The following is a 17408-nucleotide window of genomic DNA, read 5'->3' as shown; positions in this document are numbered from 1 at the left end:
GGATTGCTCATCTTGAAATGGTATGCCATCTTTGTAGAATCCGGTAAAGAAGAAGTCGTTCAAAAGTACCTCAGACTCTATTTTAATGAGCAGTATTTAAAGTCCGTTGTACCGAAGAGATTGGTTCCAGAGAAAAAGTCAGGCATTGTGTATAATGTCCTAAAGAATATTTTTCCTGGATATGTACTTATTAAGACTGAAATGACTAACGAAATGTTCCATAAAATCAAAAATATTCCTAGGAGTTTGCGTTTGGTCAATAGCGGTAGTTACTATTCGCAAGATGAGGGCGCTTATTATTCGAGCATTGACGAAAAAGAAATCACCCCGATTCTCCAACTCATGGGGAACGGTGAGGTTGTCGATTATTCAAAAGTTTATCTAGAAAATTCAAAGGTGATCGTAGAATCTGGTCCCCTCAAAGGACTAGAAGGCATTATTAAAAAAGTGGATAAACACAAAAACAGGGCAAAAATATTTCTAACCTTTATGGGAGTAGAGAAAACAATTGATGTGGGAATTGAAATCCTCTCAGAACCTTTGTAAATGGGGAGCGTTGCGACGCGCCCCTTTTCCTTTTTCTACCACATCCCTTTATAATTCGTCATCGCAATCCCCTCTCCTGTCCGATAAGCAGTCATATATTTTCTTCATACAAGCACGCATTTCATCGTAAAAACATAGGCTCATGGTAAGTGTCATTCGAATAGCCTTGCCCTGCTTTCATTTGGGAAAGACAGATAAAGGCGTTAGATTCTTATTCTTGTTTGGAAAGGAATTTGTCTGCATGGTTTTCTCGGACGAAGACAACATGTTTACTAGTCAGGCTGCCATTTTCCTTGCAGCCATGAGCTATCAGACTTATCTACTATTTTTTCAAGGGAAGCTTATCTTACCCAAAGGTTTTCAGCTTCGATACACGATTCGGGCTTTTGCAGATGCAGAGAATCCAACAGAACATGTTTATGGTTTTGTAGCAGAATCTAAAGATCAAGTTATCATTGCCTTCAGAGGGTACGCGGCATATCCAGCAGACCTTTTGGCAGCCTACGACATTTTGCAAGTTCCCTATCCTTTTGTGAAAGAGGCTGGAAAGACCTCACGTGGATTTACATGCCTGTATCAATCAACGCGGGAGCGTTTCATCAGAAAAATAAAACAGTTTTCCGGGTCAAAAAAGCTCTTTATAACTGGACACAACTACGGCGGTGCTCTGGCTGTGCTGGCAGCTTTAGATATTGCAGTAAACACGCAGTTTAGGCACCCAATCGTTTACACCTATGGCAGTCCGCGTATTGGTGACCCCACCTTCGCTTCACGCTTCAATAAAGTCGTTGTAAATAGTCTGCGCATTGTCAATGTTCACGACTCTTTTCCTACCTTCCCCGATCAAAAATATCCGCCTCCTTTTACCCAGGAAGGTATCTATTATCAACATGTAAAAAACAAGTTCCCTCTCTCGTTTCAACTGAATAATACGCCTCGTAACGATAGTATCGCCTGCTATTTTCATAGCCTCACTCAGTATGACCCTGATTACGCCCACACGCTCTGTGTGGAAAATCCGGGGTTTTGTCCCGATACGGATACGTGTATTCCGTTTCAAGGTAACTGCTAGCTTTTACAGCCTTGAAACTTAGAAAGGGAGACACATGAATGGTCGATCGTATTTATAACAGCGAAGATGCGATTTTACTTGCAGCCATGATCCATCAGGCCTATCTGCTTTTTGAAACAGATTCACTCATCTTGCCAAAAGGATATCGTCAGCGCTCGACGATTCGAGCAATGGCTGGTGTAGAGACGCCGGAGCCGGAGGTATTTGGTTTTATAGCCGAGTCATCAGACAGTATCGTTGTTACTTTTCGGGGAACACGAACGTTTAACGACAATGAGTCTGATCAAGATTTGTATCAAGTCCCCTATCGTTTTGTCAAAAAAGCAGGAAAGACTCACCGCGGGTTTACTTGCATTTATCAATCCGCGAGAGATGAATTGATTCGGGAGTTGAGCAAGCTCTCTAGATCGAAAAGACTATTGGTTGCTGGACACAGTTTAGGGGGAGGCTTGGCCGCACTTGCTGGTTTAGATATTGCGGTGAATACGAAGTTTACGCGACCCTTTGTGTATACGTATGGGAGCCCTCGTGTCGGAGATCCTGTCTTTGCTTCGCGGTTTAATGAGACTGTAAAGAACAGTATTCGGATCGTGAATGTTCATGATATTATTCCGACTTTGCCGTCCAAGGTGTATCCGCCTCCGTTTACGAAAAAAGGATTGTACTACCAGCATGTGGATCGGAAGTATTTGTTGGATTTTCAGTTGAATAGTTTAGCTGTAAGGAATCATGAAATTGTTTGTTATTTTAAGTTTCTCGCGCAGGAGGAGCCTGGGTTTACGGAGAGGTTGTGTGTGGAGAATGAGGGGTTTTGTCCGGATACAGGGATGTGTGTGCCGTTTTTAGGGGGATGTTGATTCCATTGAATCACTCTCTTTTTTTATGTCCTGTTTATCACGCGGTGAGATGCAAAAAAATATTTATTGATAATCATTTTCAACGATACTATAATGGTTGTAATTTCCAAATATTTACTTTCGCTCATGAATGAGCCAAAAAGGAGGCATTACGATATGAAAAAAGCTATTTTAGCAGGGGCATTAGGAATTGCAGTACTTTCTGGTGGATATTTGCCTGGATTAGAAGTCTCAAAAGCTAGCGCAGCAACAACGGCTTTAGACACGCAAGAGGTTACGAAATACTATTCTTTGAGTTCATATGAAGTGACGCAAAAAGAATCTTTTTCACTTAAAAAGGGAGAGGAACTTACAATTTTTGTAAACAATTCAGGATTCCCGATTTCTTATACAGTCTTTGGTGCGGATAATCAAGTGATTGGTACATACCCCGCTAATTCACCATACGGACGCGTCTTCCAAGCAGAAAAAGACGGCAATTTTTCTGTCCAATTTCAAGCCGGAGCGAATTCCTCCTATATGAAAAAAATGAATTTTACAGCCAAATTCTCTATTTCTAAGCGTTAGGCGTATGTAAAAACAGTAAGGGGCTGTCTCAAAAGTCGATTTTCCGACTAAGAGACAGCCCGCTTGGATTCATTAACGATTCAAAGACGCCAATGGAACCAGCCGCAGTAAAATAAGAAACCCCCTTGTCTAACAAGGGGGTAGATAATTTGCAATGCTCTGAAAGAAGCAGTCTATAAGTACCATACAATCATACGCGAATGATCTGTTATAAAGTTAAGATTTACAAAAGCGCAATGAGGCAACCAGTTTTCCCCGTTCGAACTGAAGTCGAGTGAGAGATGGTCTGTGTCGTTCATTGCTCCTTATTTCTTTAATTCTTCTGGAATTTCAGGTTTCCCCACGAAACCAAAGGATGCTGTAGATACTGCCAGTACCGCAACGAATGAAGCAATTGCTGAAACATGCTTCGCTACGAACATCATCGCTTTATTTTTCATCTTTTCCACCTCCTTTCAGTGGAATTAGCGTCAGTGCTTGCACAAAGAAGGTCTTAACCAGTGTCTCGCTTTCTATGAAAAATAATGAACTGACGATGGTAATTGAAATGATCTTGAGGAGTAAAGTCTGATTCTGTTTGAATAGTCGTGATTGCATTTCCATATCTTGCGGTGCAAAAAGTGCTACCAAGACTAATGTGATGATAATTATCGGGGTGACAAAATCATTAGGAAGGGTGATAAGAGGGATGAATACAGCTCCCACAATACTTGTCATCGTGCAGTAGACAGACGATGAATAGTGAAATCCTCCTGAAAATTGGCGCAGGACCAAAAATCCGGCCAATGTGAGTAATGTTCCTTGGAACGTCCCTATCATGAGTGAAATGGTAAGGCTAATCGTAATGATGAGCAGCATGTTGATGATAAGGATTAACCCAAACTTCATGGTAGGGACTGACTTTGTTTCATGTGGATTGATCGACTTTAGTTGTATGGCTATTCTTTCAGCAAGAGTTTCAATCATATTCCCCATCCCTTTTTATAGCCAGCCATGCCAGTATCGTGATTCCGATTGCCATTCCAAAGAAAATCCACACCAAGGAACCAATTCCATATGTACTTGCTAATTTAAACAAGACCGTTATCAATACACCTGTTACAATGATCAGTGACAGAATCACCATGTTGATTCTATGATAAAGAGAGAAAGGCGCTCCGTCTCTGACAAATGTAAATTGCAGTCTACATTTCCGAAGTCCATAGCATAATGCAAAGGTAAGTAATGCGGAGATTGTCTGGAATATGAACCCTGTGTTGATGCTTCGATCCTCTAACGATTCAATCGTTTCTAGCGTTCCTATGACGGTCAGGAAAAACACTTCCATCATCTGAATACCCAAGTAGATTCCTGCTGTTATAATGGTCATTAAGGCAGCATGTCCCCAATTCACGTTCCATACCAGGACTAATGCCCCAAAGATTATGACGACTTGAGCTATAGTCGCATAGTCTCCATATGGTGTAAATTGCCGCAGCCCAAACGAGAAAAGCATTAATACCAGACTCACAAAGAGAATGCGGTTGATATGAACAATAAAACCAAACCTAAATAGCGTAGTCATAAGAGCAAATATTGCAAGGTATTCCAATGTTGAAAATAGGACAAACAGCATGGAACTTTTTCACCTCAATTACTTATTGAGGGTTATATTCTACTAGAAACGACAGATTCCTTCTTGTTTTTACCAAATTTGACATTTTGGAGCGTTCAAGCTCCATTGAGCACAGAAGAATGAGTTTTGAAGAAAAAATAGTTGGGGTACAAGTTTTCAAGACCACAAAAAAAGAAACCATGATAGCACGAAGCCAATCAAGGTTTCTTTCCGGTAAGTTTTAAGGAATTACCTTTTTGAAATTTGGAATGTGTGAAGTAAGTTCTGAAGGTGCACCAAATGGTATTATCTTTGCTTGCTTAGGAATATCAATCCTTGAAATATGCAATCCTTCTAAACAATCATTGCACCAGATTAAAAAATATCCCTCTCTCTTCTGATTATCTCCAATAAATTCATACTCAATATTTTGACCGCTACAGTTAGGACAAATCAGCCTGAATGTGGTAACCGAACCATTTCAGGGTCTCTAATTATTCTAACTTTTACACCATCTAATCCAATTCCTGCTAGTTCTGCTAAACGCTTAACTTCTTTTAATTGCATAGGTACTTCCAGATGACTAAACTCACCAACGTTTGCTGTTCGACGGTATAGTTCTATACCTTCACCTGTCATCTTCTCCCCTTTCCTTGCCGCATCCACTAAATTTTTAACGTTTTTACTTCTCCCCAGTGTTAGTACACCTAAGGCAATCCCACCGATTGCAATTCCATCCGCGAGATCGATTTTTTCATCCCGTAGCGTATCCAAGTCTTCTTGCATTGGCTCGATATAGCCTTCCCTCACAAACACGCCAACACCCTTGGGCAAATCCTGAGCTGCCATTTTCAAACCTTTTGGCAAATCAATAGTTGCTTTCTCCAAGGCCCCCGGCAATTCACTTGCCGCTTTTTGCATCGCAGCTGGAACATCTCCCAGCATCGAGATTCCTTTGACGAAACTATCCCACATTCTAGGCTTTTCCTGCGGCTTTTCGCAAGCTGGTCCTTGTCCAAAACCAGCAGCGGGCGGACCGGTATTTGTTGACGACTGAATTCCTACCGTCACACCACCCAAATCCTGCCCGTCATCTTCAATCTTGATCTGCCCACAATAGAAACACATATTTGTTGATTTATTTAGCAATGCCGGATGTCCACCGACCATTTTGTCCGCTTTCCCATCTATCCATGGCATTGTCGTCAGAGGTATGCACGGCATTGGCGTACACACTATCAGTTTACAATGAGTCGAGTCCTTTCCTGCCAAGCTAGTCCTGCCTCTGTTAACTCGTGAGTCACCCTATCATGCATAGCGTTGTGCTACTTGTCGCTGAGAGAAATAAGGTTGCAGTCCACGAATGCTAGTTCTGGATAAAACTCTAGTAGGTATATATGATGCACTGTAGTAGTTGGTTTAGTCTTACCGTACCGCTTACTCTCTTGACACATGTATTGATCTCTCCGTAAGATGGCTGCCCGCTTCCGCTTCCAACACCGTGACTTGTACACCGACTGGCTCAATACTCTTCCCCCTTTCGAATTTGTCGGACTAAAACAAAAGCCACCCAGGTATATTCCCCTGAGCGGCTTATTCATCGTGCGTACACTTAGTATTGCAAAAACCGTCAAAAGCGTCAGATGTGTCAACCAGTTAGATAACCTCAACAATTTTATTACTTGTATGAGGAATTGACACCGCACTGGGGTATCGGTCAGGAGACAAAAGCCCCATTATTAGTAAACATGGCAATCACTTCTTAATCATAGCTTACCAATCTTTTTCCTATTAAATCCTCGGCATTATAGTCTCCAGGCTCTAATTGAAGAGTTATGGATTCTAGAGGACTAATGTATTCCCGCCCATTAACCAATGCAACTCCTTTTACATTATAGGACTTTGAATTATCGGTCTCATCATGAAGAACTTTAGCCTTTAAATCACCATTTGCCTTACCTTCGATAGCAACTATATTGGCAACTTTGATAAAGAAAGCTGTTTTGACCTCAATTGAAAACATATTCACCCTCCTCAATTCCCTAGTTCATCAAATTGTTGTCTCAAATCTCTTAATCTATTAATTGTATCTCTTGTTTCAATGTTCGGAATGCCGTATGCCTTTCTGTATTTTATTAGTTTTTCAGCAGCTTCAATTTCCACGGTCAGTACTGTTCTTGGCGTTTGGTCGGGGATTTTCCCTGCTCTATATTGCGCAGTATGAATAAACTCTTCGAATACAGCAGAAGTCGTTGGATTCTGCCTTAATTGTATTGTCTTCTCATTCCAAGTGACAGCCTCTGCCCCACGGTAATCTAAATATCTTATCGCTTCTTCTGACTGGTCAATTATTCCCCCCTGTTTTTCAAATGCTTTTTTCATCCTATCAAATTTAGCTGGATTCATAGAACTAGTGGAATCCCCGGTGCTTCTTGTAAGACCTACACTTGTCCTCTTCTTTCCTTTTCTTGCCGCATCAACTAAATTTTTTACGTTTTTGCTTCTCCCCAGCGTAAGTACACCCAAGGCAAGTCCACCAATTGCAATTCCATCCGCAAAACCAACTTTATCATCCCGCAACGTATCCAAATCTTCTTGTATTGGCTCGATAAAGCCTTCCCTTACAAACGCTCCAACAGCCTTAGGTAAATCCTCTGCCGCCTTCTGTAAACCTTTTGGCAAATCATTAGCAGCTTTCTCCAAAGCCCATGGCAGTTCACTTGCCGCTTTTTGCATCGCAGCAGGAACGTCTCCCAACATCGAGATTCCTTTGACGAAATTATCCCACATGCTAGGCTTTTCCTGCGGCTTTTCGCAAGCTGGTCCTTGTCCAAAACCAGCAGCAGACGGCCCGCTATTTGTTGACGACTGATTTCCTACCGTCACACCACCCAAATCCTGCCCGTCATCTTCAATCTTTATCTGCCCACAATAGAAACACATATTTGTTGATTTATTAAGCAATGCCGGATGACCACCGACCATTTTGTCCGCTTTTCCATCTATCCATGGCATTGTTGTTAGAGGTGTGCACGGCATTGGTTTAAGTACACCATTGTTGACTGCTGTGGCAGAAGCGACTGTGGGATTTTGTAAGCTGCTGCACTTTCCGAATGGCATGATATTTACGTTAGGAACAAAATCCATGATGTTCATTTGCGGCTTTCCTTTTACAAAAACACCATGGCTGAACGGCATTTTCAGCCGACTCTGTTTACTTCCGCTGCTGCATGATAAAATGGCTCCCACAACCACGTAGCTCTTGCGTTCAGCACTTGACTGCTGGATATTGATACCTTCAATATTGGGCAAACAGTCTCCTCCTCTCTGTAAAGGTTTCTATACAGATGGGAGATTCTCATGTTGATCGATACGCCTGATATCCAATCTAATATAAAAAGGGAATAATGCCCACGTAATGAAGTATCGGATGTGGAACGCACACTAACAATAGACACAAAGTAACAAACACATCATTATAACCATAGGTTTTTAGAACCACAAAAAGCCACTCGGTTCATTCCCGAGGGCTTCTTCATCATGGATTGCCTGAGTATTTATGCATCTGCTCTTCTTTAAAAACGTCATTCCGCCAACCTTTCAGGAACCTAACAATTCCTCGCTGTACAGCTCCTTTGCTAATCGGTTAACGATATCCCGCTTCATCTCATTTAAATAGTTGTCGGGAAACTCCTACATGTCGGGCAATGCTGTTCATACGCATCCCGTCCATCATACATTCAAGGACTGTTCTGTACTTGTTATCCTCAAGATTATTTGCAAAATCGCTTATTTGCCGCACCTTCTCTTCAAGGCTTTTCATTCGCTCGATGCGCTTTTCATACCGTTCTTCCGGAATGGTCAAGGTGGAGAGGCGTAAGCCTTTCCCGCTCGGCATGCCTGCAGCATTGCCATAGGTAGCGACCAATTTCTCTTGTATCGACGGATTCGAAGATATCACCTTGTCTATTTCCTTCCTTAGACGCTCAACCTCTTTCACCATCCAATGGTAATCCTTGATTTCTTCCTCTACCTTTTGCACAACTTCAAGAGCTGGCTCAAGATTGATATAGGCGAGCTGCCCGTTCCGATCCAGTAATCCTTGATTCTCTATGATGTAATTGTCCCACTCCGGGCAGGTTTCGATCTTACCAACGTGGAGGTTGTAGACACTACAGATTGATTTTTTACCCCATTGAGTAGCTGGACATTTTTCACCTACACCACCTCCCCTTTTCTTAATTCTCATTTAACAAATCGTGTGTTGTGTTACCAATTTCGAAGTAACGGCTACACCATCCGTACTTTCTACAAAACTAAATATCTATTAATCACTTTACTAAAAGCCGTTTTTGTATTACCATTTACTGTAAACAAAACCATATTATTAGGAGGGACTAACAATGCAAAAACAAGATTTGTTTGATTTAGATATACAGGTGAAATCTGTAAGTCTAGTGAGACCAGACTTGCACAAGCCTAATATGACCCAATGGTGCATAACATTTGTTGGACGCTGCAGCTTGTCTTGCTGAGAAAAGCAGTCTTTTAACATAAGTCGGAATACAAAATTTCCAACCCACTGGCGACAGTGGGTTCTTGTTTTGTCTTAAGTAGGTAATTTGCCCATTTTCCTCAATTACCGTTGTGTTAAGTCCCCTCACAATTTAGTTCAATAGCAACTATTTTCCTGATGATAGACTTACCAAAATATGGTGTTTTTTTCGTAGTAACTATTCTTTTATAGTGAGGTGGATATTATAAAGAAAAGGTTGAAACCGGTATTGTCCATCATGATGTGCGCATCTTTGCTTCTTAGCTCCGCAAGTGCTGCAATTGCTGCTAAACAAAATCCAAATGCGACGGTGTTTTTAGGGACTTACGAAGACATCCCTTTTGGGATAGCAGGTTGGTTAAGTGAGGGATGCGAAGCAACTAAGTCCACAATGAAATTGACAGTTAGTAACAGTTCTGGTGAAGGCAATTTTCAAGTACAAAGAAGAACAAGCAAAGATGCACTTTGGTTGGACTTAGGAACTGGTATTACACGTCTGAATGGTCAGGGTACCTATACTGACTCCTTATCTACCACCGTTGGTTACGAATATAGAATTGTTATTATCAAACCTCTTTGGGCTAACGGATCACCAAAAGGTGCAGTATATTGTGATTGAGTTGGAATAACTCTCAAGTTGTATATGGGGGTGGTGTCAGCTACGCTGGTACTACCCTGCATCTCATTTTGACACAATAGCATCTAAACCCATTCTCTTCCTCCTTGACACTATGAGCATTTTGTATCCGGCGGCGCATTTGATCCGCACCGCCGGATACACTTATATCAATTTAATTAATCAATCCGTGTTTTTCTTCTGCCTCAATTGCCATTTCATCCACATGCCCTGACAAGCATCCCAAGGTACAAAAATGTTCGACAGAAGGTTTCTTGCTTACCAATATCCACTCAGGCTTGTCAGCCACGATCTCTTCATCACAAAATACACACTTCATACTATCCCTCCTTGTTTGTGGGTGAAGAACAGAGGATTACTCCACTTGATAAACGTGTGCATTGTAGTCTTTGTTGGCTTTCCCGAGTAAGTAGACCAGTTGCTCAGATGACGGCCGACCACAAGACCCTCGCAACCTACTGTGACACTACGAACGAATCACGAAGAAAAGCGGACTCCCAGTCATTTGTTTTCACGATCTACGTCACATTCACGCCACTATGTTATTACAGATGGGCGAGCATCCTAAAGTTATATCTGAACGTCTTGGGCATAGCCGGTTTGGATTTACAATGGATGTATACAGCCATGTCATGCCGGACATGCAAAAAGATGCTGCTGACAACTTCGAGAAAATGATGAAACAGAAACGCTCAAAATGACTTTAGTTGAATAAAGGTTGTCAAAATGTTGTCAAGCGACAACGTAGAGGGATTTTGTTGTCAGGGTGGATGTACGAGGACATAAGAAAAACCCTTGATTACCAAGGGTTTCAACATTCGATATATGGTGATCCGGACTGGGTTCGAACCAGCGACCCCCACCCTGTCAAGATGGTGCTCTCCCAACTGAGCTACCGGATCATGGGATATGTGTGTGATCGTTTAATGGTGGGCCCTGTAGGACTCGAACCTACGACCAATCGGTTATGAGCCGACCGCTCTGACCAACTGAGCTAAGGGCCCGAATCGTATCGGACGTCGATCACATTTATTACTATACAGCATCGTAAAATGGATTTCAAGAGGAAATGAATAATTTCTTGTAAAAATTTTCACTCGTACCAAAAGAACACTAAGAAACCCAGTGAAATCGGGCTTGTCTTCACCTTGTAAAAAGCCATTCCCCACCGCTGCTGCCCACATCGCCCTACAAAACAGGGGATTACCTGCATGATGGCATCACTTCATACATGACTGCATCAAGCATATGAGCTGCACCGGTGAAGAATTGGCTCCTGCCAGACGTAAGGTGATCCAATAAGGGTACAACAACAAACAAGATAATTAGGTAACGATTGAAGCAAACTCCTTCATCCCAAACCGAACCTACCCCGCCTGCTCCGTCCCTTTCCCTTTCTCCTCGACACGCAGCTCCGCTTCCTGTAGCTTCAACGCCTCACTTCGTGCCAACTCGGCCTCCTGCTCATCTCTCATCCGATGCGCCATGCGGCTAGAGGCATTGGCTGCCACACTCGCCACGAGGTCGTCCAAAAACGTGTGAACACGTCCCTCTGCCGATTTGGTATCCAGCCTTTTAATCACGCCAACCTTGTGTTTATCCAAATGTCCAAAGGTGGTAACCGCGATACTTCCATATCCGAATACGGAGCCTAGCGCCAATGTTTCGTCGCATCCGAACAGTCCTTCATCTGACGCGATAATGGATTGAAGCGGCTCAGACAAGAGGCCCTTCTCTGCTAACGTATCCAACTCAACGCCAACCAGGATGGCGTGCTGCATTTCCCTTTTTTCCAAGACTGCTTTTACGCTCTCGATGCACTGCGCCATCGTGAGATCTGGATGGTAAGGCGATTGCATGAGATAGACGATCTCTGCGATATCATCCACCGTCACTCCGCGTTCTGCCAAACGTGCGAGAGCAGCGTTTCTGACTTCGATGCTGTGTACTTGCTTCTTCATATAAGAGACAACCCCTTCCACAAATCGAGTGAAGTCGTTTCCTACCATAGTATCACACGCTGACCAAATTGCGACAATCTTTCGCCCAAAGCCTGACTCTGCACCCAAACTCTTGGGCATGCCCGCTCGCTCCTGTATAATAATGAACAGAATATCCCATTAAGGAGGACAACGCAGTGGCCCTTGAGGAAATCATCTTGGAAAGCCGGCATTTGGGGACGCCGGAAAAGCTGATTGTCTACACACCCCAACGCTACTCGCCACTCTACTCGTATCCAGTCCTCTACGTGCAGGATGGAGAAGACTACTTGGCAATGGGCAGGATGGCTTCTTTGCTGGATCAATTAAATCGGGACAAAGAATTGCCTGATATCATCGCTGTCTTTCTCCCTGTCGAGAAAAGCAGACGAAACGACCGTTATCATCCGGATGGCAAGGAGCACATGGCCTACCGACGCTTCCTCGCCGAAGAAGTCGTGAGCTATGTCGATACGCATTACTCTACACATCCTTTGGGAAACGCACGAACACTGCTTGGCGAATCTTTGGGCGGGGTTGTCTCTCTGTTCACTGCTCTTAACTATCCGCATACGTTTGGACAAGTTGCCTGCCAGTCGATTGCCATGGACGCAAAGTTAAATCGTCTGGTAGCTGACACTGACTTTTCCGTACCGCAAACCATTTATTTGGAAATCGGGACAGAGGAGACTGCGGTAAGCACAGGCCGAGGCACATTGAATCTTCTAGCAGCCAATGAGGAACTGCGCGAGATTTTGGGCACGAAAAAAGCCACCCTCGTTTATGAGACGTTTGAGGGTGACCATACGTGGGGCCATTGGCAGCGTAATCTACCGCGTATGCTAAAGACGCTTTACGGGTAAACTTACCGTGGCTGTTCTTCTTGTGGACCTTCATCCTTGATAGTCGATACGAGTGCCTCTTCGAATTCTCCTTTTCGTATCGCGGTCAAGATCGTGAAGGTCAGCACAGACAGTAGAAGCAGGACGAGAAAAATGAATGTGATCATCATAGCCGTATGCATGCAGTGCGGCACCTCCTTGCACTACACAGTCTTTCCTTTGGCGCAAGGAATATACGGACCCACGCTTAACATTACACAAATGAAGAATTTTCTGTTAAAATAAGTTCTTGTAGAGCATGATAGATAGTAAGGAGGAGTGGTTCTGATGATGTACAGTATCGTAATATTCCCATCTAGCAAGGTGCAAGAAGTAGCCAACTCTTACCGGAAACGTTATGACCCAGGCTATGCTTTGGTTCCTCCATATATCCGTTTGAAGGAAGCCTTTGAGCTGGACGAAGCCAAGCTGCCTGAGCTGGTGAGCCATCTGGAGCAAGTTGCCTCCTCTACCGACAGCTTTTCAGCCCAATTCCATCGGGTATCTTCTTTCCACCCTACCAACAACGTGATCTATTTGGCTGTGCAAAACAAAGAACCATTTAACGAGCTGCATCAAAAGATTGCCAATCAATGTGTGAATGAAAAAGAAACCTACGCATACGTACCGCATCTGACCATCGGGCGCGACCTATCCGACGATGAGCTGCGGGATGTAACCGGCCAACTGAGCATGGCAAAAATTGACCTGACCAGCGAGATTGATCGCTTCCACTTGATTTATCAGCTTGAGGATGGCATCTGGAGCGTTTACCAGACTTTCCTTCTCAAAAAATAAGCACCCTTTCCTCTAACACCAACCCTCCCCGCGAATAATCGCAGGGAGGGATATTTTCTAACAAAGGACGAATACCGATGAACCTGCAAACCTACCAGATCCAAAGAGTCACCACTGAACAAGAATTGGCGGATGCCCTGTCCGTACGCCGAGTCGTTTTCATCGAGGAACAGGAAGTACCGGAAGAGTTGGAAATCGATGAGCATGACACACTGGATGGCGGGACGATTCATTTTGTGACCTACCGCGATGGAAAACCAGTGGGCGCAAGCCGTATCCGTACCTACGCACCTGGGGTGGGAAAAATTGAACGGGTGGCGGTTGCCAAAACAGAACGCGGTACCGGACTGGGCCGCCAAATCATGCTCGCGATGGAAGAGCTGGCCAAACAACACGGGTATGACAGCCTGAAGCTAAACGCACAGACACAAGCCCAACGGTTTTACGAAAAGCTCGACTATGAACCTTTTGGCGACTTATTTGACGATGCGGGTATCGAGCATATTGCGATGGTCAAATCCATTCGCGAATAACAGAAGCTGCGTGCAGCTCCATTCCCTCATTCGGAAAAACAACCTCGTTTTCGCTCTGATCATTACGCGAAGCGAGGTTGTTTTTTCATTTTGCACCAGAGAAAAGAATTATTTCACCAGCGGCTTCCTGATTGCCTCAATCACGCGATCAAAAGAGTCAGCACCGTAGCCCTCTGCTACTTTCTGTGTGGCCAATGCTAGCAATGGCATCAACCAATCAACGGGGATTCCCTGTTCCTTGCTGGCATGGATGATGTGTTCAAGTCCGAGCTTGTTCGTATTCAAATTGGACACATCGGTCGTGAAGTTTCCTTCATCACGCGCACGTGCGGCAACCGGATCTGATAAGAGCGGGGCAATCAAGTGATTTATCCAGTTGGTTGCGTATGGAAGAAACTCTGTTGCTGTTATGTTTGCCGTACTTAACAAGGCATGAGCATGCATGGAGCCATACCAAGCCCCATACATCATGGTGAGCAGCGACAAATCATAGATCAACGGAACACCATAGTCTTCACCAAGATAGGCAGCGTTCCCTCCCAACAGTTTCAATGTCGGTTCATATGCTTCAAATAGAGCCTTCGACCCGCCGTAGAAAATGAGTGTTTCGGGCAGTCCGATCATTTGAGGCACAGCCATGATCGCTCCATCGAGATATTGTCCACCGCGCTCGCTCACCCATTTTGCTGTCTTGCGCGCATCCTCAGGTGTTCCGGTAGTAAGGTTGACGATGACACGCCCTGACAGTTCACTTTCCAAGGGCTCCAGCAGCTCTTGCATGACTTTGTAGGTTGATAAGCAGACAACGACCAAGCTGCTTGCCGCGATTGCCTCTCTCACACTGCCCGCCAGCATTGCTCCCTTCTCGACTAGACCTTTGGCTCTATCTGCTGAACGGTTCCAGACAGTCGTTGGATGACCGCCTTTTAAAAAAGCATCCGCGAGTGCTACCCCCATATTGCCAAGGCCGATGACTGTTACAGTCGCAGGAATTGATGTTGATTTCACAAGTCGACACTCCATTCATTTTATTTTTTGCAAGCGAGATGATCCGGCGCTTCATGCCAGGTCTATCGCTCTTGATTGCGATTCTAAAGCTTTACACTAGTGTGAATGTCAATACAAAAATCAATGCTTCTTGACACTCCACACCAGGTGGAATAACATAGAAACGGAAACATACGATACCGTATCTTTTGGGGTGAACCATGCAATACGTACGTGAAGATTGGATTCGGGCGGGGCTCGATATGTTAGCTGAAGCAGGTATTGACGCTGTTCGTGTGGAGCCTCTCGCCAGAAAACTAAAGATCAGCAAGGGAAGCTTTTATCATCACTTTCCAGATCGTCAAGCGCTACTGGACTCCATGATCGACTATTGGGAGGAGCATGCGACCGAGCGGATCATTCGCGCGCCACACTCGGACAATATGTCGCTGGAACAGCTGTTGTCGAACGTTTTTAGCAGCGAGCGAAAAATCGAAGCCGCTATCTACAACTGGGCGAAACAGCATCCTGCCCTTTCCAAACGTCTCGTAGAAATCGAGCAGCGCAGGATCGGCTTCGTTGCCTCCTTATATGAGAAAAAAGGGCTGGCTCCCGCTGATGCAACGGCACGCGCTCAGCTCGCGTACCTCCTCTATGTTGGTTGGCTCGTGCGCAGAGAGCTGGAAGCACCTTTTGATATGTCCACACCCTTGCATCATTTTATGGCTTGGATTTAATTACCCTCTTCCTGCCTGACAGACCGTCTGTTGCGCAGGGACCTTTTTACCCAAAACATACGGATGCGTATTTTTCACAATAATCCTAACGAATCGATAGGAGGCATTCCTATGACGCATGTTTTTTCAATCTCATCTGCTATCTTCTTAGTCATCGTGTCTTTGCTGCATTTTTATTGGGCCTGCGGAGGAAAATGGGGGACCGATTCCGTCATTCCCACAACAGCCGATCATTCACGCCGGACTTTTTCCCCTGGGAGGGGCGGAACGATCGTCGTGGCCTGCTTGCTGGCTTGTGCCGCTTACCTTTTGCTTGCCCAGAGCGGTTATCTATCGCCTGTAATAGCTCCTTCTTTGATTCAATGGGGATGCATTGTCTGTGCCGCTGTATTTGTCCTGCGCGCTGTGGGAGACTTCAACTACATTGGCTTTTTTAAAAAAGTAAAAAATACGAAGTTTGCCCGTCAAGATACGGCATTGTATACCCCTCTTTGCTTGTGGTTAGGGATATCATTTCTTATCGCATTGTTTTAAGCTCACCAAACACCCTCTTCCTATTGTTCTGAGTAATTAAAGTTGTGGACTGAAAAATAAAGTGTTAGACTGGCAGCGCGTTGAGCTGACAGGCAGATTAACAATGGAACGTACAAGGAGGTAAAACATGGATTACATTTCACCGAAAGAAGCATTGTTAAAGGTGAAACGGTGGTCTAAATGGTCTAAAGATACCATTGCGGCGGGGCGTCGTCATACCATTGGACTTAAAGCAGACGGCACGGTGACGGCTGTAGGTGATAATAAATTTGGCCAATGTGAGGTAAGCGGCTGGCGCGATATTGTGGCGGTCGCAGCTGGTAATGTTCATATGGCGACGAACACGGGTAATGCTCATACCATCGGTCTTAAATCGGACAGAACTGTGGCTGCTGTGGGTTGGAATAAGTATGATCAATGCAATGTAAACAACTGGCGCGATATTGTGGCGGTTACGGCAGGTTGGTGTCGTACCATTGGGCTTAAATCGGATGGCACAGTGGTAGCAGTGGGCCGAAATAATGAAGGTGAATGCAATGTAAGCGGCTGGCATGATATTGTGGAGGTCGCGGCGGGTGACTGGCACACCATCGGCCTTAAATTGGACGGCACGGTGACGGCTGTGGGTAATAATCGGTATCGCCAATGCAATGTAAGCGGCTGGTGCGATATTGTGGGGATCGCGGCGGGTTATCTTCATACAATTGGTCTTAAATCGGACGGTACGGTGACGGCTGTAGGTTTGAATAAACATGACCAATGCGCTGTAAGCGGCTGGCGCGATATCATAGCGATTGCGGTGGGTAGTAATCATACCGTTGGCCTTAAATCGGACGGTACTGTGGCTGCTGTGGGTTGGAATGAGTATGGGCAATGTAATGTTAGGGAATGGCGCGATATTGTGGCGATTGCGGCGGGTTGTGCCCATACCGTAGGGCTTAAATCGGACGGCACGGTGGTTGCTGTGGGTGATAATGAATATGGCCAATGCGATGTAAGCGGCTGGCGTGGCATCCAACTGCCCGAAAATTAGTTTTCAATATTATTACATCGCAACTCAGGTTGATGAGAGCTCAATAAACAACGCCATGAAGCCGCAGACTAAAACTTTATTTTTCAAGTCATAGTCTA

General features: G+C 44.6%; 22 protein-coding genes, 2 tRNA genes and 1 pseudogene. 12 read left to right on the top strand and 13 right to left on the bottom strand.

Going from position 1 to position 17408, the window contains the following annotated elements; translation table 11 throughout:
* Window positions 1-12 precede the first annotated feature (12 nt).
* The 4 genes from loaP to C7R91_RS00595 all read left to right on the top strand — a co-directional run bounded on the left by loaP (window position 13) and on the right by C7R91_RS00595 (window position 3042).
* Window positions 13-546, top strand: a complete 534-nt coding sequence (gene loaP, locus C7R91_RS00610; protein ID WP_047068630.1) for an antiterminator LoaP — start codon at window positions 13-15, stop codon at window positions 544-546.
* A gap of 241 nt (window positions 547-787) precedes the next feature.
* Window positions 788-1618: a lipase family protein gene (locus C7R91_RS00605; protein WP_047068495.1), complete on the top strand. Its 831-nt coding sequence runs from the start codon at window positions 788-790 to the stop codon at window positions 1616-1618.
* Window positions 1619-1656: 38 nt separating this feature from the next.
* Window positions 1657-2475: a lipase family protein gene (locus C7R91_RS00600; protein WP_047068496.1), complete on the top strand. Its 819-nt coding sequence runs from the start codon at window positions 1657-1659 to the stop codon at window positions 2473-2475.
* Window positions 2476-2631: 156 nt separating this feature from the next.
* Window positions 2632-3042, top strand: coding sequence for a hypothetical protein (locus C7R91_RS00595; protein WP_047068497.1), 411 nt, complete (start codon window positions 2632-2634; stop codon window positions 3040-3042).
* A 305-nt stretch (window positions 3043-3347) separates the two neighbouring features.
* Here C7R91_RS00595 and C7R91_RS00590 read toward each other — a convergent pair whose 3' ends face one another.
* The 7 genes and pseudogenes from C7R91_RS00590 to C7R91_RS00555 all read right to left on the bottom strand — a co-directional run bounded on the left by C7R91_RS00590 (window position 3348) and on the right by C7R91_RS00555 (window position 8885).
* Window positions 3348-3482, bottom strand: coding sequence for a cyclic lactone autoinducer peptide (locus C7R91_RS00590; protein WP_015892250.1), 135 nt, complete (start codon window positions 3480-3482; stop codon window positions 3348-3350).
* Window positions 3472-4008, bottom strand: coding sequence for an accessory gene regulator ArgB-like protein (locus C7R91_RS00585; protein ID WP_047068498.1), 537 nt, complete (start codon window positions 4006-4008; stop codon window positions 3472-3474). The genes C7R91_RS00590 and C7R91_RS00585 overlap by 11 nt, the downstream gene beginning before the upstream one ends.
* A complete protein-coding gene (locus C7R91_RS29605; RefSeq protein ID WP_236697807.1) occupies window positions 4001-4411 on the bottom strand; it encodes a hypothetical protein in 411 nt (136 codons plus the stop codon). Before C7R91_RS29605 ends, C7R91_RS00585 begins: the two co-directional genes overlap by 8 nt.
* 678 nt (window positions 4412-5089) lie before the next feature.
* Entirely contained in the window at window positions 5090-5806 is a 717-nt protein-coding gene (locus C7R91_RS29600; protein ID WP_373454617.1) for a PAAR-like protein, read from the bottom strand.
* A 592-nt stretch (window positions 5807-6398) separates the two neighbouring features.
* Window positions 6399-6659 carry a hypothetical protein gene (locus tag C7R91_RS00565; protein WP_047068500.1) on the bottom strand — a complete coding sequence of 87 codons (261 nt, stop codon included), beginning with the start codon at window positions 6657-6659 and terminating at the stop codon, window positions 6399-6401.
* An 869-nt stretch (window positions 6660-7528) separates the two neighbouring features.
* Window positions 7529-7948, bottom strand: a pseudogene (locus C7R91_RS00560) (DUF4280 domain-containing protein); the annotation flags it as partial.
* Window positions 7949-8303: 355 nt separating this feature from the next.
* Window positions 8304-8885 carry a hypothetical protein gene (locus C7R91_RS00555; protein WP_236697808.1) on the bottom strand — a complete coding sequence of 194 codons (582 nt, stop codon included), beginning with the start codon at window positions 8883-8885 and terminating at the stop codon, window positions 8304-8306.
* A 535-nt stretch (window positions 8886-9420) separates the two neighbouring features.
* Between C7R91_RS00555 and C7R91_RS00550 the strand changes: the two genes are divergently transcribed.
* Complete coding sequence (locus C7R91_RS00550) at window positions 9421-9810, top strand: hypothetical protein (protein ID WP_141336879.1); 390 nt, start codon at window positions 9421-9423, stop codon at window positions 9808-9810.
* Between the two features lie 172 nt (window positions 9811-9982).
* Here C7R91_RS00550 and C7R91_RS29200 read toward each other — a convergent pair whose 3' ends face one another.
* The gene (locus C7R91_RS29200) at window positions 9983-10147 is read right to left on the bottom strand and encodes a hypothetical protein (RefSeq protein WP_162837742.1); all 165 of its coding nucleotides are present in this window, start codon (window positions 10145-10147) and stop codon (window positions 9983-9985) included.
* 157 nt (window positions 10148-10304) lie between these two features.
* Here C7R91_RS29200 and C7R91_RS00545 point away from each other — a divergent pair, with 157 nt between their 5' ends.
* On the top strand, window positions 10305-10529 hold the full coding sequence (locus C7R91_RS00545; protein ID WP_255322473.1) for a tyrosine-type recombinase/integrase: 225 nt from the start codon (window positions 10305-10307) through the stop codon (window positions 10527-10529).
* Window positions 10530-10654: 125 nt separating this feature from the next.
* On the opposite strand, the gene C7R91_RS00540 is transcribed toward C7R91_RS00545, so the two are convergent.
* From C7R91_RS00540 to C7R91_RS00530, 3 genes are all read right to left on the bottom strand, one after another.
* Window positions 10655-10730 (bottom strand) — tRNA-Val (locus C7R91_RS00540).
* A 25-nt stretch (window positions 10731-10755) separates the two neighbouring features.
* Window positions 10756-10832: transfer RNA gene (locus tag C7R91_RS00535), tRNA-Ile, on the bottom strand.
* Window positions 10833-11195: 363 nt separating this feature from the next.
* Window positions 11196-11789 carry a phosphatidylglycerophosphatase A family protein gene (locus C7R91_RS00530; RefSeq protein ID WP_047068633.1) on the bottom strand — a complete coding sequence of 198 codons (594 nt, stop codon included), beginning with the start codon at window positions 11787-11789 and terminating at the stop codon, window positions 11196-11198.
* 176 nt (window positions 11790-11965) lie between these two features.
* Between C7R91_RS00530 and C7R91_RS00525 the strand changes: the two genes are divergently transcribed.
* Window positions 11966-12670: an alpha/beta hydrolase gene (locus C7R91_RS00525; protein WP_047068502.1), complete on the top strand. Its 705-nt coding sequence runs from the start codon at window positions 11966-11968 to the stop codon at window positions 12668-12670.
* Window positions 12671-12672: 2 nt separating this feature from the next.
* Here the strand turns inward: C7R91_RS00525 and C7R91_RS29195 are convergent, their stop codons facing one another.
* Window positions 12673-12831 (bottom strand): hypothetical protein, encoded by a 159-nt coding sequence (locus C7R91_RS29195; protein ID WP_015892263.1) that lies wholly within the window; start codon window positions 12829-12831, stop codon window positions 12673-12675.
* A 145-nt stretch (window positions 12832-12976) separates the two neighbouring features.
* On the opposite strand from C7R91_RS29195, the gene C7R91_RS00520 reads away from it, so the two are divergent.
* Both C7R91_RS00520 and C7R91_RS00515 read left to right on the top strand, forming a co-directional pair.
* A complete protein-coding gene (locus C7R91_RS00520) occupies window positions 12977-13486 on the top strand; it encodes a YjcG family protein (RefSeq protein ID WP_047068503.1) in 510 nt (169 codons plus the stop codon).
* Window positions 13487-13563: 77 nt separating this feature from the next.
* Window positions 13564-14019, top strand: coding sequence for a GNAT family N-acetyltransferase (locus tag C7R91_RS00515; protein WP_047068504.1), 456 nt, complete (start codon window positions 13564-13566; stop codon window positions 14017-14019).
* Between the two features lie 108 nt (window positions 14020-14127).
* Here C7R91_RS00515 and C7R91_RS00510 read toward each other — a convergent pair whose 3' ends face one another.
* Entirely contained in the window at window positions 14128-15027 is a 900-nt protein-coding gene (locus C7R91_RS00510) for an NAD(P)-dependent oxidoreductase (RefSeq protein WP_047068505.1), read from the bottom strand.
* A 200-nt stretch (window positions 15028-15227) separates the two neighbouring features.
* On the opposite strand from C7R91_RS00510, the gene C7R91_RS00505 reads away from it, so the two are divergent.
* The 3 genes from C7R91_RS00505 (at window position 15228) to C7R91_RS00495 (ending at window position 17310) form a co-directional block, all read left to right on the top strand.
* Entirely contained in the window at window positions 15228-15743 is a 516-nt protein-coding gene (locus C7R91_RS00505) for a TetR/AcrR family transcriptional regulator (RefSeq protein ID WP_047068506.1), read from the top strand.
* A gap of 111 nt (window positions 15744-15854) precedes the next feature.
* Window positions 15855-16277, top strand: coding sequence for a DUF3995 domain-containing protein (locus C7R91_RS00500; RefSeq protein ID WP_047068507.1), 423 nt, complete (start codon window positions 15855-15857; stop codon window positions 16275-16277).
* A gap of 127 nt (window positions 16278-16404) precedes the next feature.
* Window positions 16405-17310: an RCC1 domain-containing protein gene (locus C7R91_RS00495; RefSeq protein ID WP_047068508.1), complete on the top strand. Its 906-nt coding sequence runs from the start codon at window positions 16405-16407 to the stop codon at window positions 17308-17310.
* Window positions 17311-17408: the final 98 nt, after the last annotated feature.

Source organism: Brevibacillus formosus, assembly GCF_003013405.1.
GTDB lineage: Bacteria > Bacillota > Bacilli > Brevibacillales > Brevibacillaceae > Brevibacillus > Brevibacillus formosus.
Note: the sequence above shows the minus strand (reverse complement) of the source record. Positions and strands in the feature narration are given on the sequence as shown.